The sequence below is a fragment of the Salinibacterium sp. PAMC 21357 genome (genome assembly GCF_000247645.1).
In the GTDB taxonomy this organism is placed as follows: Bacteria; Actinomycetota; Actinomycetes; order Actinomycetales; family Microbacteriaceae; genus Rhodoglobus.
The window spans coordinates 433,122-450,228 of sequence record NZ_AHWA01000006.1; the positions used below are offsets into that span (position 1 = coordinate 433,122).

The 17,107-nt window shown below is 60.2% G+C and carries 18 protein-coding genes; 10 read left to right on the forward strand and 8 right to left on the reverse strand.

Going from position 1 to position 17,107, the window contains the following annotated elements; genetic code table 11:
- Positions 1 to 2 precede the first annotated feature (2 nt).
- Genes ON14_RS14610 through ON14_RS14630 form a run of 5 tightly spaced genes read left to right on the forward strand, consistent with a single transcriptional unit; the run spans position 3 to position 4,024 of the window.
- Positions 3 to 914, forward strand: coding sequence for a catecholic dioxygenase (locus ON14_RS14610; protein WP_010206250.1), 912 nt, complete (start codon positions 3 to 5; stop codon positions 912 to 914).
- A complete protein-coding gene (locus ON14_RS14615) occupies positions 907 to 1,785 on the forward strand; it encodes a fumarylacetoacetate hydrolase family protein (protein ID WP_010206252.1) in 879 nt (292 codons plus the stop codon). The genes ON14_RS14610 and ON14_RS14615 overlap by 8 nt, the downstream gene beginning before the upstream one ends.
- A complete protein-coding gene (locus ON14_RS14620) occupies positions 1,782 to 1,973 on the forward strand; it encodes a ferredoxin (RefSeq protein ID WP_009774276.1) in 192 nt (63 codons plus the stop codon). The genes ON14_RS14615 and ON14_RS14620 overlap by 4 nt, the downstream gene beginning before the upstream one ends.
- Positions 1,973 to 3,199 carry an NAD(P)/FAD-dependent oxidoreductase gene (locus ON14_RS14625; protein ID WP_010206257.1) on the forward strand — a complete coding sequence of 409 codons (1,227 nt, stop codon included), beginning with the start codon at positions 1,973 to 1,975 and terminating at the stop codon, positions 3,197 to 3,199. Before ON14_RS14620 ends, ON14_RS14625 begins: the two co-directional genes overlap by 1 nt.
- A 9-nt stretch (positions 3,200 to 3,208) precedes the next feature.
- The gene (locus ON14_RS14630) at positions 3,209 to 4,024 is read left to right on the forward strand and encodes a carbon-nitrogen hydrolase family protein (protein ID WP_010206258.1); all 816 of its coding nucleotides are present in this window, start codon (positions 3,209 to 3,211) and stop codon (positions 4,022 to 4,024) included.
- A 48-nt stretch (positions 4,025 to 4,072) separates the two neighbouring features.
- On the opposite strand, the gene ON14_RS14635 is transcribed toward ON14_RS14630, so the two are convergent.
- Positions 4,073 to 4,420, reverse strand: a complete 348-nt coding sequence (locus tag ON14_RS14635; RefSeq protein WP_010206260.1) for a helix-turn-helix domain-containing protein — start codon at positions 4,418 to 4,420, stop codon at positions 4,073 to 4,075.
- Positions 4,421 to 4,514: 94 nt separating this feature from the next.
- Between ON14_RS14635 and map the strand changes: the two genes are divergently transcribed.
- The gene (gene map / locus ON14_RS14640; protein WP_010206261.1) at positions 4,515 to 5,285 is read left to right on the forward strand and encodes a type I methionyl aminopeptidase; all 771 of its coding nucleotides are present in this window, start codon (positions 4,515 to 4,517) and stop codon (positions 5,283 to 5,285) included.
- Between the two features lie 115 nt (positions 5,286 to 5,400).
- On the opposite strand, the gene ON14_RS14645 is transcribed toward map, so the two are convergent.
- The gene (locus ON14_RS14645; protein WP_010206262.1) at positions 5,401 to 6,234 is read right to left on the reverse strand and encodes a phosphoenolpyruvate hydrolase family protein; all 834 of its coding nucleotides are present in this window, start codon (positions 6,232 to 6,234) and stop codon (positions 5,401 to 5,403) included.
- Complete coding sequence (locus ON14_RS14650) at positions 6,227 to 7,474, reverse strand: Tm-1-like ATP-binding domain-containing protein (protein ID WP_010206263.1); 1,248 nt, start codon at positions 7,472 to 7,474, stop codon at positions 6,227 to 6,229. Before ON14_RS14650 ends, ON14_RS14645 begins: the two co-directional genes overlap by 8 nt.
- A 103-nt stretch (positions 7,475 to 7,577) precedes the next feature.
- Here ON14_RS14650 and yczR point away from each other — a divergent pair, with 103 nt between their 5' ends.
- Complete coding sequence (yczR, locus tag ON14_RS14655; RefSeq protein WP_010206265.1) at positions 7,578 to 9,023, forward strand: aminotransferase-like domain-containing protein; 1,446 nt, start codon at positions 7,578 to 7,580, stop codon at positions 9,021 to 9,023.
- 167 nt (positions 9,024 to 9,190) lie between these two features.
- Entirely contained in the window at positions 9,191 to 9,688 is a 498-nt protein-coding gene (locus ON14_RS14660; RefSeq protein ID WP_010206266.1) for a DUF1097 domain-containing protein, read from the forward strand.
- Positions 9,689 to 9,790: 102 nt separating this feature from the next.
- Here ON14_RS14660 and ON14_RS14665 read toward each other — a convergent pair whose 3' ends face one another.
- Positions 9,791 to 10,993 (reverse strand): aminotransferase class I/II-fold pyridoxal phosphate-dependent enzyme, encoded by a 1,203-nt coding sequence (locus tag ON14_RS14665; RefSeq protein ID WP_010206267.1) that lies wholly within the window; start codon positions 10,991 to 10,993, stop codon positions 9,791 to 9,793.
- Between the two features lie 94 nt (positions 10,994 to 11,087).
- Between ON14_RS14665 and ON14_RS14670 the strand changes: the two genes are divergently transcribed.
- Both ON14_RS14670 and ON14_RS15955 read left to right on the forward strand, forming a co-directional pair.
- Positions 11,088 to 11,642 carry a hypothetical protein gene (locus ON14_RS14670; protein WP_010206268.1) on the forward strand — a complete coding sequence of 185 codons (555 nt, stop codon included), beginning with the start codon at positions 11,088 to 11,090 and terminating at the stop codon, positions 11,640 to 11,642.
- A gap of 35 nt (positions 11,643 to 11,677) precedes the next feature.
- Positions 11,678 to 12,475 carry a PKD domain-containing protein gene (locus tag ON14_RS15955; RefSeq protein ID WP_010206269.1) on the forward strand — a complete coding sequence of 266 codons (798 nt, stop codon included), beginning with the start codon at positions 11,678 to 11,680 and terminating at the stop codon, positions 12,473 to 12,475.
- Between the two features lie 42 nt (positions 12,476 to 12,517).
- Here ON14_RS15955 and ON14_RS14680 read toward each other — a convergent pair whose 3' ends face one another.
- The 4 genes from ON14_RS14680 to ON14_RS14695 form a co-directional block, all read right to left on the reverse strand.
- On the reverse strand, positions 12,518 to 13,558 hold the full coding sequence (locus tag ON14_RS14680; RefSeq protein ID WP_237719742.1) for a LacI family DNA-binding transcriptional regulator: 1,041 nt from the start codon (positions 13,556 to 13,558) through the stop codon (positions 12,518 to 12,520).
- Between the two features lie 75 nt (positions 13,559 to 13,633).
- Positions 13,634 to 15,049 carry a GH1 family beta-glucosidase gene (locus ON14_RS14685; RefSeq protein WP_010206271.1) on the reverse strand — a complete coding sequence of 472 codons (1,416 nt, stop codon included), beginning with the start codon at positions 15,047 to 15,049 and terminating at the stop codon, positions 13,634 to 13,636.
- Between the two features lie 66 nt (positions 15,050 to 15,115).
- Positions 15,116 to 16,015, reverse strand: coding sequence for a carbohydrate ABC transporter permease (locus ON14_RS14690; RefSeq protein ID WP_010206272.1), 900 nt, complete (start codon positions 16,013 to 16,015; stop codon positions 15,116 to 15,118).
- Complete coding sequence (locus tag ON14_RS14695; RefSeq protein WP_010206273.1) at positions 16,012 to 17,046, reverse strand: carbohydrate ABC transporter permease; 1,035 nt, start codon at positions 17,044 to 17,046, stop codon at positions 16,012 to 16,014. The genes ON14_RS14690 and ON14_RS14695 overlap by 4 nt, the downstream gene beginning before the upstream one ends.
- Positions 17,047 to 17,107 lie beyond the last annotated feature (61 nt).

A 17,107-nucleotide genomic window follows, 5' to 3' on the forward strand; every position in this document is an offset into this window, starting at 1 on the left:
TCATGGGAGAAGTTGTTGGCGCTGGGCTGATCGCCCACGTACCTACGATCATGTTGCCCCAAGAGATCCGTATGGAACTCAATGAGGGCAAAGATTCAACGCTCGTTGACGGCCTCGAACGACTCCGCAAGGACTACTTCGAGAACGACGATTACGACACTGTTGTCGTGCTCGACAGCCACTGGGCGACGACGGTTGAATTCGTCGTTACCGCACACGAGCGTCGTCACGGCAAGTTCACGTCAGAAGAGCTGCCGCGCGGCATGAGCGGTGTTCCCTATGACTTCATTGGCGACCCCGAGCTCGCGAAGCTGATGGGGGAGCAGGCCGAGAAGAACGGCACCTGGATCACTCCGATCGACGACGAGTACCTGCCGATCATGTACGCCACGATCAACCTGTGGGAGTACCTCGGCAAGGGGTTGCCAGACAAGAAGTGGGTGAGCGTCTCGATCTGTCAGACCGCCACTGATGAAGACTTCCTGCGTGCGGGGCGTGCGATTGGTGAAGCGATCGCCAAGAGCGACCGCCGCGTCATCCTGCTGGCATCGGGTGCTCTTTCACACACGTTCTACAAGCTGCGCGATTTGCGTAAGCACGAGATGGCCGATCCGGCCCACATTTTCTCGGATGCTGCCCGCGAGGCAGATTACGAACGTCTCGACTGGTTCAAGGCCGGCGACCACGCGCAAGTGCTGGAAACCATGCCCGCGTTCCAGAAGGTTCGCCCCGAGGCCATGTTTGGTCACTGGCTCATGACCGCTGGCGCGATCGGTGAAGAAGCCTGCACCGCGCCCGGCATGATGTACAGCGACTATGAAAACTCCATCGGCACCGGTCAGGTGCACGTGTGGTTCCCGAAGCCAGAAGGTGGCTTCCCAGCAGCAAAGGATGTGGTTCTCTCTCGTGACTGAACTCCGCAGAATACTTCTTGATGGATACCCGACGCAGGTAACCCGCCATGGCGATACCCTCGTCGCTGGCGATGGCCGCGAGGTGGGCGTCGACGATGCAATCCATTTGCCACCGACCGGGCCGAGCAAGATCATTGCCGTGCACTTGAACTATGCGAGTCGCACCGAAGAGTTCATGACGAAGCTGCCGTCGGCTCCGACGTACTTTCAGAAGCCGGTCACTGCCCTCAACGCTCACAAGGGTGATGTTGTGCGCCCCGAAGGCTGCAAGTGGTTGAATTTCGAGGGTGAGATCGTCATCGTTATCGGCCGCACGTGTCGCAACGTGTCGCCCGAACAGGCCAGCGACTACATCGCGGGCTACTCGATCGGTAACGACTACGGTTTGCACGATTTCCGGGACACGGATGCCGGTTCTATGCTGCGTGTCAAGGGCAGCGACACGCTCGCCCCGGTCGGTCCCGGTCTCGTCACAGACTGGGATTTCCGTGGCAAGCAGTTGCGCACCATCGTGAACGGTGAGGTCAAGCAAGACGACAACACCGACAACATGGAGTGGGACATGAACTACCTCGTGGCCGATATCGCGCGCACAATCACGCTGAGCCCCGGCGACATGCTGTTCTCGGGAACGCCTGCGTTCTCGCGTCCGGTTCAGCCTGGTGACGTCGTTGAGGTCGAAGTTGAAGGCCTGGGCAAGCTCACGAACCGTATCGTTACGGGCCCGACTGCGATCCGCACCGACGTGGGTGCACAGCCGACCCAGAGTGAAGAGGTAATGTCGACGGCAATGGGTGGCGATTGGGAGTTCCGAGGCATTCGAACTCCGTCCAAGGATCTCTACCCGTCGAGAGTTGAGGAAAAACGATGATCAAAATCGAAGTCGACATGAACCAGTGCCAGCACTATGGTCAGTGCGTGTTTGAGGCACCCGACAACTTCAAGCTCAACGATGACGACAAACTTGAGTATGTGGCGGAAGCGCCTGACTCGGAGCGCGACAACATTGAAGCCGCTGTAGATGTGTGCCCGATGCAGGCAATTCGAATCGTCGAATAGTGTCTGAGGCTAACCCCGCCGCACCGGTCGTTATTGTCGGTGCGGCGATGGGTGGGCTGCGCGCGGCGGAGTCCCTTCGTCGTTCGGGCTACACCGGTGCTATCCGGGTGGTTGGCGACGAACTTCATGCGCCGTATAACCGTCCGCCGCTGTCAAAAGAGGTGTTGGCCACTGACGTCACTCACGAGGCTGTCGCGTTTCCTTCGCGTGCCGAGATGGGCGATGTTGAGTGGATGCTGGGGGTGCGGGCATCCGCGGTCGATCTTGATGCTCGAACCCTGACCACTGACGACGGAAACGTGCAGCAGTGGCGTGCCCTGGTCATTGCAACGGGTCTGCGTGCTCGTCGCTTGGACTTTGCTCCGATCGCTGGCCGCCATGTTGTTCGTTCGCTGGATGACGCGATGGCACTGCGTGCTGAGCTCACGCCGGGCGCGCGCGTGGTAGTTGTCGGTTCGGGCTTTTTAGGCTGCGAACTGAGCGCGACCGCTCGCAAGTTGGGCTGTGCAGTCACGATCGTGACGCCGAGTGCTGAGCCAATGATGCGGCCGCTTGGTGATCTGGTGGCGAAAGAGATGCGGCGCCGTCTCACCGAGGAGGGTGTAGAGATTTTCTCCGGCGTAAACGTTGCGGCAATCAACGGCGAGGCTTCGGTTGAGTCTGTCGAGCTGAGCGATGGCACCGTTGTGCCCGCCGATGTTGTGATCGAGTCTGTTGGTTCTGATTGCAACACCGAATGGCTCGAGAGCACAGACCTCGATCTGAGCGATGGTGTGCTCGCCGACAACGCGATGCGTGCGGTCTCGACGTCAGGTCTCGCTCGTGACGATGTCTACGTGGTTGGCGATATTGCGCGCTTCCCGAATCCCATGTTCGATGACGTTCCGCGTCGTATTGAGCACTGGAATATCCCGACTGACACGGGTAAACGTGCTGGTGCCGTGCTGGCCGCGCACCTTGCTGATGACGGAACCTTCGCTGAGGTAGTCGCGAAGCCATTCGCTCCGATGCCGTCGTTCTGGTCAAACCAGTTCGAGATCAAGCTGCAGGCTTATGGACTGTTGGGTTTGGTGTCGGATGACGACATCCGTATCCTCGAGGGAGACCTCACCGAGCAGGCTGCCGTTGGCTACTATCGCGACGGTCGCCTTGTCGGCGTTCTTGGAGTTGGCATGAAGGCCGCGCTGCTGCCGTATCGCAAGCAAATCGCGGATGGCGGGTCGTAGGCTGGGGTTATGACTTCCGCTTCGAGTATCGCTGTTGCCCAGTTTGCTTCCGGTGCCGATCGCGAGCAGAACATTGCCACGATCACGGAGCTTGCTGAGCGCGCGGCATCCCGGGGTGCCAGCTTTGTGGTTTTCCCGGAATACTCGTCCTATTTCACCCCGACGATGGGCGACGATTGGTTGGCGGCAGCGGAGCCTCTCGACGGGCCATTCGTTCAGGCGCTAACGTCATTGGCGCAACGCCTGCGCATTCATGTCGCTGCCGGAATGTTGGAGTCGAGTGACGAAATCGGTCGCTTCTCAAACACCCTCGTGGCCATTGCGCCAACCGGCGCTGTGGTTGCGACCTACCGCAAACAGCACCTCTACGATGCCTTCGGTCAGCGCGAATCTGATTGGGTTATCCCCGGCTCGATTGGGGAGCCAGAGACTTTTGCCTGGGAAGGCTTCACCGTCGGGTTGCAAACTTGCTACGACATCCGTTTTCCTGAGGTGTCTCGCCGTCTGGTGGATGCTGGAGCCAACCTCATTGTTGTGCCGGCCGAGTGGGTGCGTGGCCCGCTGAAGGAGTACCACTGGCGCACTCTGCTCACGGCACGCGCCATCGAGAACACTGTCTTTCTCGCGGCCGCTGATCACGCTCCGCCGATTGGTGTCGGCAACAGTATGGTCGTAGACCCCATGGGCGTGGAGCTTGTGACGATTGGCGAAAGCACGGATGTTGCTGTCGCTCACATCGAGCTGGCTCGCCTTGACGAGGTGCGGGCGATCAATCCCGCGCTCGAGTTGCGGCGCTACGAAGTGCGACCGCGCGACGAGCGCTAACTGCAGAGGAGTGGTGCTGAACTGATTCGCCTGCGACTGGCGTCAGCTTTAGGACGCTAGCGGTGGGCGAACTCGCTCGCTGGTGCCGCGTGCGAGAGCCGTGCTGGCGTTGCTGTTGTCGGTTCTGCTGCTGTTATCGGCGTGGTGAAGTTCGGGTTCGCGGATTTCGGCCCACACTGCATCGAGGGAGAGTCCGATTGCATCGGCGATGGCGGCGATGGTGGGGAAGGCAGGGGTCGCGATTCGGCCGGTTTCGATCTTGCGCAAGGTTTCTGGGGAGATACCCGCCTCGAGTGCTGTGTGCAGCATTGAGCGTTCGCCGCGTCCACGTCGAAGGAGCGCGCCGAGGCGTTTTCCGCGTTCGACTTCTGTGGGGTTGAGGGGCAGGCGTACCATGCCATGATCCTATACCGGGATAATATGGCCGGTATAGTTATTGGGATAGCGGTATGCGATCGCAGTATGTGACGGCAGTGTGCGAGGGGCGCGAATGATTGAAATATTGAATCCCAGCGAGTTGAGCCAAGCACGAGAGTCGGGTGGTCTGGTCGCGCATATTTTGCAGACAGTAAAGAGCCGCGCCATTGTGGGCACGAACCTGTTGGATATCGACCGGTGGGCGCAGTCGATGATTCTCGAGGCGGGGGCGACATCCTGTTATGTCGACTATGCGCCGTCGTTCGGACGTGGCCCCTTTGGTCACTACATTTGCACCTCGGTCAATGACGCTGTGCTTCATGGTTTACCCCACGATTACACGCTCGCTGACGGGGACCTTCTTACCCTTGATCTTGCGGTGATCCTCGGTGGCGTCGCGGCGGACTCGGCGATTAGTTTCGTTGTGGGGGCGACGCAGCCGGTGGAGAGCCTCGCGATGATCGCGGCCACGCAGCGTGCTTTGAGCGCGGGAATCGCCGCTGCCGGGCCCGGCGCGCGAATCGGCGACATTTCGCACGCTATCGGATCGGTGCTGAGCGCTGCCGGGTATCCGATCAATATGGAGTTCGGTGGCCACGGCATCGGTTCTACGATGCACCAAGATCCGCATGTGGCGAACGATGGTCGCCCGGGCCGCGGGTACACGTTGCGCCCGGGGCTGTTGCTTGCTCTTGAGCCCTGGGTGATGGCCGATACGTCTGAACTCGTCACGGATGCGGATGGCTGGACTTTGCGCAGTGCGACCGGTTGCCGCACCGCTCACAGCGAGCACACGATTGCGATTACGGATGACGGCGCTGAAATCCTTACCGTCGTTCCTTAGTGGCGCAGCTTCACTTCCGATAGTTGCGCGGCGGCGGCCGATCGAGCAGAGCCACCCCTAGCTTCGCCGTGCAGACGGTGAGACACACCAGCGTGTCGTCTCACCGCCAGCGCAGTTACTTCTTGTCGATCTGGATGCTCGTGAAGCGTCGAGTTTGCTCGGCGATGGCTACCTCGGTGGGAAGTCGCTCGATCGACGAAGCACCGAAGAACCCCTGCACCCCGGTGGTGCGATCAAGAACGTACTTGGCATCATCGGGTTCGGCGATGGGCCCGCCATGGCACAGCACGATGATGTCGGGGCTCACCGCGTGCGCAGCGTCGGCGATTGCCTGCACCCGAGTCACGGCTTCGTCGAGAGTCAACGTAGTTTTGGCGCCAATAGTGCCGCTCGACGTGAGGCCCATGTGCGCGACAAGTACGTCAGCGCCGGCTTCGGTCATCGCGACCGCTTGTTCTTCGTCAAAGACATAGGGCGTCGTCAGAAGATCACGTTCGTGGGCGAGACGAATCATCTCAACCTCGAGCGCAAATCCCATGCCCGTTTCTTCGAGGTTCTGGCGGAACACTCCGTCGTAGAGACCCACCGTGGGAAAGTTTTGCACTCCGGTGAAACCCATACGCTTCAAGTCGTCCAGAAAGACGTCCATTTTTCTGAACGGGTCGGTGCCACACACACCAGCCTGCACTGGAGTGTTCTCGACGATCGGCAGAACTTCGGCGGCCATTTCAACGACGATGGCATTCGCGTCGCCGTAGGGCAGGAGCCCGGCCAATGAGCCGCGTCCGGCCATCCGATACCGTCCCGAGTTGTAAATGATGATCAGGTCGATGCCGCCCTTTTCGGCGGCTTTGGCGGAGAGCCCGGTACCAGCGCCGCCCCCGATAATGGCGCGGCCTTCTGCAGAGGCTGCCCGGAAACGTTCGAGTGCTTCAGCTTTGTCAATCATTAACTTTCTCCTGTTGTTGTGTGGTGATAAGGCGGTGGAGTGCATGAGCGGCGAGCGCGCCGAAACCCGCGTCGTTGATCGCTTGGTCGACCTCATGAACGGGAACCGTTGACCCCGTTAGTCCCTCCCGCAGCGCCGAAATGAGAGCGCCCTCAGCGGCGTCATCATCGAAAGGGCCTCCGGCGACGGAGAGTCCCGAAACGCCGCGCAACGGAATAAACACCTCGGTAGGGGCATCCACGTCTCGAAGCTTTGAGGCGATTGTTTCTCCGATTGTGCGCGCCTCTTCTGGGGTGGTGCGCATGAGCGTAACGGTCGGGTTATGCACGACGAACGTACGATCAGCGAACTGTGGGGGAACTGTGGCCTTGGGGCCAAAGTTCACCATATCGGTGGCGCCAGTGCTCACAACTTGGGGGATCCCAGCCTTTCCCGCTGCGGTGAGGCGATCGGGGCCTGCGGTGAGCACTCCACCAACGATCTCGTCAGTGATTTCCGTCGTCGTCAGATCGAGCACCCCGGCCAGGTGACCTGACTCGGCAAGCTTTTCCATCGACCGTCCGCCGGAGCCCGTGGCATGAAAGACGAGAACTTCATAGCCAAGATCGATCAGCGTGGCGCGGGCTTCGTTGGCGGCAGGGGTAGTGAGCCCAAACATCGTCATGCCGATGAGTGGCCTGTCATTGCCCTCGGCGGCTTTCAGAACGGCGGCACGGCCTTCAGCCATTCCGGCTGCTGCGCGAGCGGCATTGCCGAAGATCACGCGGGAGAGCCGATTGAGGCCAGCGACATCAACGACGGAATACATCATTGTTGAGTCGACTTCGCCGACATACGCCGACACATCGCCCGCTGCCATTGTCGAGACCAGCACCTTCGGGAAACCGATCGGCAGTGCTTGCATTGCTGCCGCAGCCACCGAGGAGCCGCCAGATCCACCAAGGGCGAGAATCGCGTCAATGCGGCCAGCCGCCGCTAGCGCGGGTACCACTATCGCGGCACCTTTCGCCATCGTGCTGACCATCGCGCCGCGATCTCGTACCCGGCGCAATTCTTCTAGGTCTCCGCCGCCGGCGGCGGCAATTTCTTCTGCAGTAACTTCGGGATCAGCAATGCCACCCTCGAACCCGCCGACGTCGATCATGAGGGTAGAAACGCCCGCATTTTCCACGGCAGCCCTCACAAATTCGTACTCCTCGGCCTTGGTATCAAAAGTGCCTAATATGCCTACAGTTGCCATTAAATCGCTCCTTTGCGTCTATTGGTCGCCCGTACACTCTCGTACCACTCCGCGGCGGTCATTGGGCCATTCGCACACCTTTGGCCCTATCGATGATTTCATCATGACTACAGTTATCAACATCATGGTGGGCAATGCTGCAGAAACTCAGAGTAGAAGGGTCCCTGCCCAAGAACTCGCGCGACTCATCACTGGCTGGGCAAGCACCGATGACACCCAGCGGGTCGGGTTGGCCGATTCCCTGGCCGACGCGATTCGAGAAACTATCGTCTCCGGCGCACTCTCCGATGGTGCCAAGCTTCCCGCCCAACGACCGCTCGCGATCGAGCTAGGAGTGTCGAGAGGCACCGTTGCGGCAGCATTCGACATCCTTGTCGCGCAAGAGTATTGCGTCGCTGCGACCGGGTCCGGAACGCGTGTTCGTCGGCGCAACCATGGGCACGCGGGATGGACCAGTTATAGTCGCGTCAGCACCACCACCTCGCACACGCCTGCTCTCGACCTGCGCAGTTCCGCCCTCACGGGCCTCGACCTGGTTGCGGAGGCGTGGGGAGAGTTCGACCGTGATTCTCTCGGCAGCCTCCTGCGCACCGATGGCTATTTCCCTTCGGGCCTGACCGTTTTGCGGGAAGCAATTGCCACACGACTCAGCGTGGATGGCACTCCGACCGCTCCCGAGCAGATCCTTGTTACTGCTGGCGCGCAGCAGGCTTTGTGGCTTGTTGCCCACGTTCTCACGGGCCCCGGTGACAAAGTTCTTTTAGAAGATCCCAGCTATCGAGGCGCACTCGAAGCATTTGCGGATGCCGGTGCTCGCCTCATCGGCGTGCCAATGGAAAACGGAGCGGTTAACCCTCACGCGCTTGCGGGTTTGATGCGCCATCGTCCTCGGTTGTTGTACTGCCAGACCGGAATTCACAATCCGACAGGGTCAGGGATGTCGGTCGGCCACCGGCAGGAACTCGCGGCGCAACTGACGTCACTGGGGCTTCTCGCTGTTGAAGATTGCTGTTCTGCCGATCTCACTCTGGACGGTCCGACAGCAGCACCGGGGCTTGCCGCTCTGATGGATCCGGATGACATCATCTCGATCGGCACGCTGTCGAAGCTTTTCTGGGGCGGTCTAAGAATCGGGTGGATTCGCACGGGGGAGCGCATGATTCGGCGCCTCACCACGGCGAAGAAAGCATTAGACCTTTCCTGTCCTGTTCCAGAACAGTTGCTGGCGACGGCTCTCATTGAGCGGGTCCCCGAAGCGAGGCGCCTGCGTCGAGCCCAGCTTCAGCTGAGTTATTCAGAATTGTCGGAGTTTCTGACCATCAATTTTCCTCAGTGGCGCTGGGAGCGCCCGCGTGGTGGTTCGGGGCTGTGGATTGATATCGGCTCCGACGCGAACGCTTTTGCGGCTCGCGCCGCCGCTCACGGGGTGACGTTTACGATCGGGTCTACGTTTTCGCCCCACGACCGCTTCGGCTCTTTCATTCGGCTACCGCTGGGGCGAGATTCGGGCTCAGTTGAGGCCGCGCTGTCGTTGCTGACGCCGAAATAGAGGCTCACCGGTCCATTAGGTGAAGAGTGGCCTATAGCGTGCCGAACTCTCCCAACAGACTGGGAACAGATCGAACCCGATCGGTATCCACTGTCCTCAAGGAGATATGCAACGATGCTTTCCTCTCGAACTTCCATTGCCCCGACTCAGGTCGCGGGGTGCCGCGCATGAAGAACTATCTTGGTGTAGCGCTGACGGTCGGTATTCTTGCTGGTCTTTGGGCGCAGTTCAGTCCCGTGCTCGGCCTTGTGACCTGGGTCGGTTTTGTGGCGTGGGCGGCCTATTTCGCTTCCGGGGGAACGGCCCGTGGGCTCGGCAGCACGCTAGTAACCACCGCCAGCGGTGCCGCCTATGGTTGGCTTGTTGTGACGGTTACCCCCGCGATTCCGGCGGCCGGAGCGGTAGCGGTCGGTGTCGGAATCATCGCGGCGCTGATGTGTCTGCAAGCAGGCTGGGCGGTGCTGGGTTTCATTCCCGGAGCTTTCCTCGGCGCCTCGTCGTTCTTCGGCAACCCTGAAGGAATCTGGTCGACCCTCTTAGCTCTTGTTGTGGGTGCGTGCCTCGGTTGGCTGTCTGACGTAACGGGCAAACTGGTGCAGAGCAAAATTGGCACGTCGGCAGCGACCGTCGAGCCTGCTACGCCAGTGGAAACAGCAGCTCGCTAGGAGCTGGCGCGATCGGCTTCTCGCCGTCGTAACACCACACGCGTCGATCGATCACACACTGGTGATCGATCGACGCGTGTTTGTCGTTGTGTTCTGCGCTGGCTAGTGGCGCAGTTTCATGCCCGCGAGCTGGGCGGCGGCCCGATCGAGCACATCAGTCTTCTTGCAGTAGGCGAAGCGGATGAGAGTGTTGTAGTCGCCGTGGTTCTGGGGGTGCACGAAGGCGGTGACAGGGATTCCGACGACACCGGCGAGGTCGGGCAGGGTGCGGCAAAATTCGGCAGCATCCGTGACTCCGAGGGGTGCGGCATCCGCAATGATGAAGTAGCCAGCTTGGGGAGTGCTGACGTCGAATCCTGCGCTGCGAAGGCCAGCGCTGAGGGTGTCGCGTTTGCGGGCGAGGCCGTTGGCGAGTCCGGTGAAGTATTCATCGGGAAGGCCTAGACCCACAGCGATTGCTGGTTGGAATGGTGCACCGTTGACATAGGTCAGGTACTGCTTGACCGCCATAACGGCTTGCAGGATGGGTTGGGGGCCGGTGATCCAGCCAATTTTCCAGCCCGTAGTGTTGAACGTTTTACCGCCGCTGGAGATGCTGATGGTGCGGTCGAACGCCCCGGGCAGACTCGCGATCGGAATGTGTTCGTGGCCGAAAGTGATGTGTTCGTAGACTTCGTCGGTCACGATGAGCGCGTCGTACTTATGGGCGAGCTCGACGATAAGTTCGAGGGTTGCCCGGTCGAGAACAGCACCCGTGGGGTTGTGCGGACTATTGAGAATAATCAGACGGGTGTTTCCGCTGAAGGCAGCGCGGATGTCGTCATGGTCGGGCTGAAAGTCAGGGGAGCGCAGCGGCACGGTCACGTGTGTCGCGCGCGCGTAGTTGATCATGGCGCCGTAGGCATCGTAGAACGGCTCGAGAGTGATCACTTCGTCGCCTTCGCTGGTGAGCGCGAGGATCGTAGCGGCGAGGGCTTCGGTGGCTCCGGCGGTGGCGAGCACTTCGGTATCGGGGTCAATATCGATGCCGTAGAAGCGTTGCTGGTGTTCGGCGATCGCGTTGCGCAGCACCGGGAGCCCGTTGCCAGGAGGGTACTGGTTGACGCCGTCGCTAATAGCTTTGCGCGCGGCATCCAACACTTCGATAGGGCCGTCTTCATCGGGGAAGCCTTGGCCCAGATTGATGGCGCCGGTCGCCACGGCAAGCGCAGACATTTCGGCGAAAATTGTTTGGCTCAGCTGCCCATCGGCGCCGAGCAGCATGGCGCCATTGGCGGCGCGTTCCCAAGATCCTGTAACAGTCATCGTTCCGCAAGCCTAACCATTAGTAGCCCGCGATTCGCCTTCTGACTGTGGAAAGTCTGGCGCCCCGATCACGAGAAATGCTTAGCGTCTTCCTATGCGGCTACCGAACCTTGTACGCGGGTCGGTGGGCATGCTCCTCTTAGCTTCGCTGAGCGGATGCACGCCCACCGACGCTCCGGCCCCACCCGAGCCGATCTCCACCTTCGTTGCGCCCTACGCCACCGACGAGGAAGCCCTCGCGGCGGCCGAAGTGGCGTATGCGGAGTACGTTCGGGTGTCCTCAGAAATACTGAACGAAGGTGGGGTTAATCCTGAGCGACTGGCCGAGGTCGTGACCGGCGAGTTCCTCGAATCGTCGATCGAGGGCTTGAAGGAATTCCACGACGCAGGCAGGACGCAATCTGGAGCTTCAAAAATCGGAGCCTCGGAATTGCAGAGGTACTCACCGACAGGTGGTCCGCGGGAGATCGTCACAATCTATGTTTGTCGCAACATTTCAGAAGTTGGCGTATTCGATTCATCCGGTATATCGATCGTCGCTCCTGAACGCGCTGATTCATCAACCATGCAAGTCACCTTTGACTACGTAGAGGCGGGCGAAGCGCTGCTCGTGTCAGACCAACTGTTGTGGGGCGACGGCGAGTGCTAATAAGAACCAGATTCAGTGCCGCGCTAGCAGCGGGGATGCTCGTCGCCCTATCTCCGGTCACCGTCTCCTTTGCGTCGAACTCGAACGACAAGTGCAGCGAAATGGAATACGCGCAAGGTCTCTGCGCAACGGCCGGCGTCACAGGCGACTCCGTAGAAATCGGAGCAACAACCGAGGTGCCCGGGTCGGGTGGCCCGGGGGTGGGTTCGGGCCCCGGCGACAACGGGGCTAACGCTGTCGGCGTGGTGAATCGCGCCAAGTCTCCGGTGACCCTGATCTGTGGTGTCGGGCTTCCGAAGGGGTGCAAGGTGGTGGGTAATCCGCCAACCAAGCCCGTTGACGATACGGGCCCCGTCAGCATCAGCGATATCGCTACATTTCGCCCAGAGCTGCCCACCGCGGGGATGCAACCCAACCAGTGGATGATCGTCGGGCTCGACACCAATTTCTATGCCAACGCATCGACGCACATCGTCGATGGCACACTCTTCGGGGGCCCAGCCCAAGTTCGATTCACCCCGATCGCCTACAGCTGGGACTACGGCGACGGCACATCCGCAGAACTCAGCGCAGCCGGCACCACCTGGGCAAAACAGAAGATTACCGAATTCGATGCCACCCCCACCAGCCACATTTACCAATCAGCCGGCAACTACACAATCACCCTCGCCGTCACCTACGCCGCCGAATTCCGGGTAGCCGACAATAGCTGGCAAAACGTCGTCGGAACCCTCACCATCATCGCCCCACCACGCACAGCAACCGCCGGCCACGCCAGCACAGTGCTCGTAGACAAAGACTGCAATGTCAACCCCACCGGCATCGGCTGTTAGAGCAACCAGACTCAGCCGTCCGCACACTCGGCCCGAGGCAACTCAGGCGCCAGCGACCGTCGATTCGCGCACAATGAGCTCAATCGGAATCGGCACAAACCGTTCCGCCGTCTCGCCAGCGATCATCCGCAACAACGTCTGCGCCATCACCGCACCCTTAGCATCCGTATTCAAATCGACCGATGTTAAAGGTGGCTGCGCGCTCGTCGAAAAGAAATTATTATCGATCGTCGCCACCGCGATATCCCCAGGAATCGTGACACCACGTTCATTCAAAACGCCCACCGCACCATGCGCCATCTGGGCCGTTGCGGCCACCAGCCCATCAATCGGATCACCCCGATCGAGAATTCGCTCCATAGCGGCAGCACCGCCAGCAGGAGTCAAATCACCCTCCTCGAACGGACCCTCCTCAATACCAGCGAGCACAAGCGTCGAACGCCACCCTTCCGTGCGGTCAAGACCCGCCGACATGCCCAGCGGTGCGCCGATCATCCCAATCCGAGTACGACCGCAATCCACCAAATGCTGGGTAGCAAGAACTGCTGAATCAACATTGTCGACATCGACAACAGAAAACGGCCCGTCGTCTGAGCTCAAAGGGCGAACGCCAAACACCACCGGCAGGGTGCGAGAAAGCGAAACGTAGTCGGCGTCGCGGGTGTAATGCGACAAAATTAGAGCACCATCAACATTGCCGCCCTCAAGAAACCGGCGAGTTTTCGCTGGATCATCATCCGACTCGATCAGCAACGTCAGCGTGTAATCCGTAGTAGCCATATGCAGTGCCGCCCCCTGAATCACCGCCGCAAAATAGGGGTCAGCAAAGAACTTCGATGTCTGCTGGGGGATGACCATCGCAATTGATTGAGTCGTGCGTTTGGCAAGATTGCGCGCCGTGCGATTCGGCACATAGTTCAGCTCGCTAATCGCACTAGTGACGGCAGCGATCGCTTCCTCCGTCACCTGCGAGGAACCATTGATAACCCGCGACGCAGTGGAACGCGAGACCTTCGCGCGCTGCGCGACCGCCAGCAACGTTGGCGGTGCCACGGCGGGAACATCCGTGTCGTTCGTCATCATTGCCTTTCGTGGGCGGCGGTGACGTCAATCGTAGCGTCGAGAACCACGCAGCCCAGTGGCGGCGCACCCTGCAAACTACTGAGGAATACGGTGCTCGGCGATCAGCGACTTCACCCAGAGGCCGCTGTCCTTCACGATGCGCTCTTGGGTGTCGTAGTTGACATACACAATGCCGAACCGCTTGCTGTAACCGTAGCCCCACTCAAAGTTGTCGAGCAACGACCACACCAGATACCCACGCAAGTCCACACCGCGCTCGATCGCTCGGTGCGCAGCGGTGAAATGGCGACGTAAATAGTCGACGCGCTCGGCGTCGTGCACCGCGCCATCCACCACAGTGTCTTCAAATGCGGCACCGTTCTCGGTGATGACCAACGGCAATTTGGGGAACTGTTCGCTGAGGGAAACCAGCAACTCCTCGAGACCATCGGGCGCAATGTTCCACCCCATTGACGTATAGGGGCCCGCTTGTTTCAGAAACTCAACGTGACCGCTGCCAGGCCAGGGCGAACCGCCAACATCCTTGTGGCCGTCAGCGTTCTCTTTCGGTGACGCGCCATCCCACATCCGCACCGTGGCCGTCGAATAATAGTTGACGCCCAGAAAGTCGATGTCCTGGTGGATGATCTGCAGATCGCCCGGCAACACGAAGCTCCAGTCGGTGATCTCCGCAGTGTCGTCCAGCAAATCTGCCGGGTACTCGCCGCGCAACATCGGGCCAGTGAATGCCCGGTTGGCGAGAGCATCGATCCGACGCTTAGCCTCGGGAGAGGTCGCGTCGTCACCCCGCAGCACATGAAAGTTCAGCGTGACCGAATACTGAGCGTCGGTTGTCACCGTTTTACGTAGCTCCTGCAACGCCAAGCCGTGGGCCAACTGCAAGTGGTGAACCGACTGCAACGCCGCGAGCGGTTCCGTGCGACCGGGAGCATGTGCTCCTGAGCCGTAGCCGAGGTAGGCACTGCACCACGGCTCGTTGAGGGTGGTCCAACAATCCACACGATCGCCCAGATATTCGCCAACGATTGCCGCATATTCAGCAAACCGGTATGCCGTCTCCCGAGAAGTCCACCCGCCAAGATCCTCTAACGCTTGCGGAAGATCCCAGTGATACAGGGTGGCGATGGGGCGGATGCCGCGGGCGATGAGACCATCGACGAGTCGCCCATAGAACTCGAGACCGGCCTGGTTTGCCTCGCCAGAGCCGAGCGGTTGGATGCGCGGCCACGCGATCGAGAAACGATACGCCTCGAGACCGAGTGAGGCCATGAGATCGAGGTCGCTCTCGAGCCGGTGGTAGTGGTCATCGGCAATCGCGCCGGTGTCGCCGTTGACGATGTTGCCCGGGGTAGCGCTAAAGGTGTCCCAAATCGAGGGGCCGCGGCCATCCTCGTCGACGGCGCCTTCGATTTGATATGACGCAGTTGCCGATCCGATCAGGAAGTTGGAGGGGAATTCGAGACCAGAGTCGCGGTACGTGGGGGTGCCCATGTTCAAGGAGATCCTTAGATTATTTGGTTGCGGAAAAGTGTAAGCGACGAGGGAGGATCGTGGCAGTTAGCCTTTAACCGCGCCCTGCATAATGCCGGCAATAAGTTGTTTACCGGCGACGATAAAGAGAATGAGCAGGGGAACGACAGACAGCACGGCTCCGGTGAGAACCAGCGAGTTGTCTGGCGTTTGGCCACCGCTAGCGCTGAGCGCGGCGAGAGCGGTTTGCACGCTGGGGTTTGTGGGGCCCAGCACGAGCAGGGGCCACAAGAAGTCGGTCCAGGCTGCCATGAAGCTGAAGAGGCCGAGCACAGCCATTGCCGGTTTCGCTGCGGGAATTGCAACGTTCCAGAAGGTGCCCCACATGTTTGCCCCGTCCATCCGGGCCGCCTCGATGAGTTCGTCGGGGATGACGTCGACGAGATATTGGCGCATGAAGAACACCCCAAAAGCGGTGACCATTCCGGGCACAATGACGGCCTGCAAGGTGCCGATCCAGTGCCATTGCGCCATCAGCATGAAGAGCGGGATGATGCCGAGCTGAGTCGGAATCGCCATCGTCGCGATCACTCCCACGAGCAAGCCATTGCGGCCGCGAAAGCGAAGCTTGGCAAACGAATAACCGGCAAGCGTCGAGAAGAAGACGACGGATGCCGCAATCGCGGTCGAGATGATGATGCTATTGATGAGGGCTTGAAAGAACGGCACGGTCGCAAACACTTCGGAGGCGTTCGCAAGAAAGTTGCCGCCGGGAACGACTGCCGGGGGCACGAGGTTGGTGTCGGACGACTGGCGGCTGCCGATCACGAACGACCACCACAGAGGGAAGGCTGAGCCTGCGAAGAAGGCGGCGAGTAGTGCGTAGGTGAACACTCCGGGGCGTTCGTAGGTGGCGCGGCGGCGTGCGCGGCGTTCGGCGAACCGTTCAGGGGTTGCGGGGCGCAGTCGTTCAGTCAGGGCGCTCACTTGCGGCCTCCGTTGTAAGTCGTCGTGACGTAGGGCCGTTGTTTGGAGACTTTCACGGGCTTGACGTCGTTGGTGCGGATGGCACGGGTGATCGCGTAGTTGATGAGCCCCGCCAGAATGATGATGATGAACAGAATCCATGCGGTAGCCGCAGCCCGACCGAAGTCTCGGCGCGGGAACGCGAGCTCATAGAGGTAGAGCACGATCGTCTGAAACTGGCGACTTCCCCCGCCGTTGGTGCGTCCGTCGAACAGCTTGGGTTCGGTGAAGATTTGCAGGCCACCGATAGTGGCGGTGATGACGACGAAGATGAGGGTGGGGCGAATCATAGGAATGGTGATTGACCAGAAGCGGCGAATCTTGTTGGCACCGTCGAGGGCAGCCGACTCGTAGACATCCCGCGGAATAGCTTGCATGGCTGCGAGCAGGATGAGGGCGTTGTAGCCGGTCCAGCGCCAGTTGACCATGCTCGCGATCGCAATGTGTGAAGGAAGCACATCGAATGCCCAGCGAATGGGGTCGAGCCCAAAGAGATCGAGGAGTCCAGCAACGGGGCCGGTGTACTGGTTGAAGATCTGCGCGAAGATCACGGCAACGGCGACGGGAGCCACGATGTAGGGCAGCAGGATGCTCATACGCCAGAAAGTTTTGCCGCGCAGAGTCTGGTCGAGCAGAGCGGCAATGACGGTGGCGAACACGAGCTGGGGGAGTGCCGATAGGAGAAAGATGCTGACCGTATTGCCGAAGGCATTCCAGAAGAAGGGGTCAGACAGCACCGACTGGTAGTTCGCTAGTCCGACGAAGTCGCCCTGCCCTTTCAGTAGGTGCCAATCGTAGAGCGACACGTTCAACGTGTACACGATCGGGAAGATACCAATGAGAGCGAAGAGGATGAAGAACGGCGCGATGTAGAGAAACGGCGACACCTTGTAGTCGAAGTTCGACAGCTTCTGCCGGAAGGTGAGGGCAGAACGGGACTTCGCTGTGTCCCGTTGCGTGGGTGTTGTGCTGGTCGTGCTCGTGCTGGACATCGATCGGCCAATCCGCGTGAGGGGCGTGAGGGTAGCGACGGGCGGCCAGGGACGCATGAGT

Excerpts from the sequence above, each read along its gene's own strand:
- ON14_RS14650 (WP_010206263.1), bottom strand. The coding sequence starts at position 7,474 with ATGGCAACTGTAGGCATATTAGGCACTTTTGATACCAAGGCCGAGGAG.
- ON14_RS14635 (WP_010206260.1), bottom strand. The coding sequence starts at position 4,420 with ATGGTACGCCTGCCCCTCAACCCCACAGAAGTCGAACGCGGAAAACGC.
- ON14_RS14620 (WP_009774276.1), top strand. The coding sequence starts at position 1,782 with ATGATCAAAATCGAAGTCGACATGAACCAGTGCCAGCACTATGGTCAG.
- ON14_RS14645 (WP_010206262.1), bottom strand. The coding sequence starts at position 6,234 with ATGATTGACAAAGCTGAAGCACTCGAACGTTTCCGGGCAGCCTCTGCA.
- map (WP_010206261.1), top strand. The coding sequence starts at position 4,515 with ATGATTGAAATATTGAATCCCAGCGAGTTGAGCCAAGCACGAGAGTCG.
- ON14_RS14665 (WP_010206267.1), bottom strand. The coding sequence starts at position 10,993 with ATGACTGTTACAGGATCTTGGGAACGCGCCGCCAATGGCGCCATGCTG.
- ON14_RS14695 (WP_010206273.1), bottom strand. The coding sequence starts at position 17,046 with ATGTCCAGCACGAGCACGACCAGCACAACACCCACGCAACGGGACACA.
- ON14_RS14610 (WP_010206250.1), top strand. The coding sequence starts at position 3 with ATGGGAGAAGTTGTTGGCGCTGGGCTGATCGCCCACGTACCTACGATC.
- ON14_RS14685 (WP_010206271.1), bottom strand. The coding sequence starts at position 15,049 with ATGGGCACCCCCACGTACCGCGACTCTGGTCTCGAATTCCCCTCCAAC.
- ON14_RS14630 (WP_010206258.1), top strand. The coding sequence starts at position 3,209 with ATGACTTCCGCTTCGAGTATCGCTGTTGCCCAGTTTGCTTCCGGTGCC.
- ON14_RS14670 (WP_010206268.1), top strand. The coding sequence starts at position 11,088 with ATGCGGCTACCGAACCTTGTACGCGGGTCGGTGGGCATGCTCCTCTTA.
- ON14_RS14680 (WP_237719742.1), bottom strand. The coding sequence starts at position 13,558 with ATGATGACGAACGACACGGATGTTCCCGCCGTGGCACCGCCAACGTTG.
- ON14_RS15955 (WP_010206269.1), top strand. The coding sequence starts at position 11,678 with ATGCTCGTCGCCCTATCTCCGGTCACCGTCTCCTTTGCGTCGAACTCG.
- ON14_RS14660 (WP_010206266.1), top strand. The coding sequence starts at position 9,191 with ATGAAGAACTATCTTGGTGTAGCGCTGACGGTCGGTATTCTTGCTGGT.
- yczR (WP_010206265.1), top strand. The coding sequence starts at position 7,578 with ATGACTACAGTTATCAACATCATGGTGGGCAATGCTGCAGAAACTCAG.